This window comes from Vibrio genomosp. F10 str. 9ZD137, assembly GCF_049974785.1.
GTDB lineage: Bacteria > Pseudomonadota > Gammaproteobacteria > Enterobacterales > Vibrionaceae > Vibrio.
In genome coordinates, this window is sequence record NZ_JBNGCJ010000763.1 from 1 (window position 1) to 2980 (window position 2980).

Here is a 2980-nt window from a genome sequence, read left to right on the forward strand (position 1 = left end):
TCGGCAACAAAGGGCAGGACGTTCTTCGTTTTCGATTAATGAGCAAAGTTCATCAGCAAGATCACGAGGCAGCATCGGAATATTGCGGCCAGGCATATAAATGGTGAAGCCACGCTCACGTGCGACTTTATCCATTTGATCATCTGGCGTGATATAAGCGGTAGGATCAGCAATGGCGATGGTTAATTCAAAATCACCGTTATCGTTCTTTTTCGCATACAGTGCATCGTCCATATCTTTGGTTGATGCACCATCAATGGTAACGAAAGGGATGTGAGTCATATCAACACGTTCAAGATCCACATCGTCTTTTAATGCCCACTCTGCAATACCTTCGGGTTCACTGTTAGGTAAATCATTTTGAGCCAGCGTAACCCACCAAGGTGCAATTTTGTCGTCAGCGTCTGTAATCTTTTCAGAGATCTCGACGAAAAATCCGTTCTCTCCAGCCAAAGGATGACGAATCAGGTGAGCAACAACCCAATCTCCTTCCGCAAGCAGCTCTGGATTCAGCCCTTTCTGAGCTTTTGCTTTAAAAGATTGCTTTTTTAGCTGAGGGTGATCAGGCGTTACATTCAGCTTACCCTTATGAAGCTTTACTCGACCAATAAACCGAGTTAACCCTTGCTCTACTAGCTCTTGAGGCTCAGCGACTTCTTTCTCTTTTTCCGTACGGATAATCGCGACCACTTTGTCACCATGTAAGCATTTCTTCATGTACGGTGGTGGAATAAAAAAGCGCGTCTTGTTATCCACTTCTAAAAAGCCATAACCTTTATCTGTTGCTTTGATTGTGCCTTCTTTTTTAGGAAGACTCTCTTGCATCTGCTGCTTCAATTGAGCGAGTAGGGGGTTATCTTGGAGCATTTTTTCACTTCTTAAGAGTTTGATTGAGGACACTATAATCATTGAAAGGGAGTTTTTCCATAACAAAGCGTCGCTATCATGTGGGCAAGGGTGGATTTAAACTGCTCAATTTAAGAGCGCTAACTTAAGATAGTGACGCTTCTGTGACCATATCGACCTAAGATGAGAGAAAATTGTGATGTATTTCAATTTTTTCTTGGATTTTTTTATGGTTTTAGGGAATAATCCGCGTCCCTTAAGTTGTCGTCCCTAGCGGCTTGATGCATTTTAAAGCTTATCTGCATCTGAATGGAATCAGCTCAAAACTGGATTGGATTTGGAATTGGTAGAGCTCGTGGGACCTTTTGTTAATTAATATAGTGGGATCCACATGCAAGACCAAGTAAAAGACCAAGAAGTTCAAATTAAATTCAGTGAATTAGCCCTGAGCCAAGATATCCTTTCTGCTTTAGACGCAATGGGCTTTGTTTCACCAACGCCTATTCAAGCTGCAGCGATTCCTCACCTTATCGAAGGTCGCGACCTACTAGGTAAAGCGCAAACGGGTACAGGTAAAACTGCCGCGTTTTCTCTTCCTCTTCTAAGCAAACTAGACCTTGACCAGCGTAAGCCTCAAGCGATTGTTCTAGCGCCAACGCGTGAACTTGCTATTCAAGTCGCGGCAGAAGTGAAGAACCTAGGTAAAAATATTCGTGGCCTAAAAGTATTAGAAATCTACGGTGGTGCTTCTATCGTTGATCAAATGCGTGCTCTAAAATCTGGCGCACACATTGTTGTTGGTACGCCTGGCCGTGTTCAAGACCTTATCAACCGTGACCGCCTGCACCTAGACGAAGTGAAAACTTTCGTTCTTGATGAAGCAGATGAAATGCTGAACATGGGTTTCGTTGATGATGTAACTTGGATCATGGAAAAATCACCAGAAACTGCGCAACGCGTATTGTTCTCTGCGACGATGCCTCCAATGCTTAAAAACATTGTACAACGTTTCCTACGCAACCCTGAGCATGTTGACGTTGCTGGTAAAAACCACACCGTTGATAAAGTAGAACAGCAGTACTGGGTTGTTAAAGGTATCGAGAAAGACGAAGCGATGTCTCGTCTTCTAGAAACTGAAGAAACAGATGCCTCTATTGTTTTCGTTCGTACTCGTCAAGACACTGAGCGTCTAGCCGATTGGTTGTTGGCTCGCGGCTTTAAAGCAGCAGCACTTCACGGTGACATTCCACAATCTCAACGTGAGCGTACCGTCGACAACATCAAGCAAGGCGTTATCGATATCCTAGTTGCAACAGACGTGGTTGCACGTGGTCTTGATGTACCTCGTATTACACACGTATTCAACTACGACATCCCATTTGATGTTGAATCATACATTCACCGTATCGGTCGTACAGGTCGTGCAGGACGTAAAGGTAAAGCGATTCTATTGGTTCGCCCTAACCAAATCCGCATGCTACGTACTATCGAACGTGTTACTAAGTCATCAATGGAAGAAATTCAACTTCCTGAGCGTGATAAAGTGGCAGAAGCTCGCCTTGTTAAGCTGGGTGCTGAGCTAGCAGTAGAGAAAGAACATAAAGCCGTAGAGAAATTTGCAGAGTTAGTAGAGAAGCTTCAAGAGACTCTAGAGATTGATGCTGCAACACTCGCGGCAATCTTACTTAAGCGTCAACAAGGTAAGCGTCCATTATTCTACGTTGGTGCTGATCCAATGATCGCAGCCGTTGAGCGTGATAAAGCTCGTCGTAAAGAACGTCGTGACAATCCTCGTGAAGGTGGTCGTGAAGGCGGTCGTAGCTTCAACACTCAAGATTGGGATACCTACCAGCTTCAAGTTGGTCGTGACCAAGGTGTTCAAGTTAAAGATATCGTTGGCGCACTAGCAAACGAACTTGGCCTGATTAAAGGTTCTATCGGTGCTATCAAACTAGCGCAAGGCGAAACTTACGTTCAGCTACCGAAAACAATGAACGCAGAGACAACAGGCAAACTTGCTAAACTTCGCATTCGTCAAAAAGAAGTGGGCGCAGTGGTCTGTGACTTTGATGATTTCCGTGAGTCACGTGGCGGTCGCCGTGATGGTGGTGCTGGTCGTCGTGATGGCGGTGGT

General features: G+C 44.7%; 2 protein-coding genes. One reads left to right on the top strand and one right to left on the bottom strand.

What is annotated here, in order from left to right:
- On the bottom strand, nt 1-867 hold an 867-nt coding region (locus ACP45E_RS17895), incomplete at its 3' end, for an RNB domain-containing ribonuclease (RefSeq protein WP_141707404.1).
- Between the two features lie 370 nt (nt 868-1237).
- Between ACP45E_RS17895 and ACP45E_RS17900 the strand changes: the two genes are divergently transcribed.
- Nucleotides 1238-2980, top strand: a 1743-nt coding sequence (locus ACP45E_RS17900) for a DEAD/DEAH box helicase (protein ID WP_069585358.1), incomplete at its 3' end; no start/stop codon positions are given.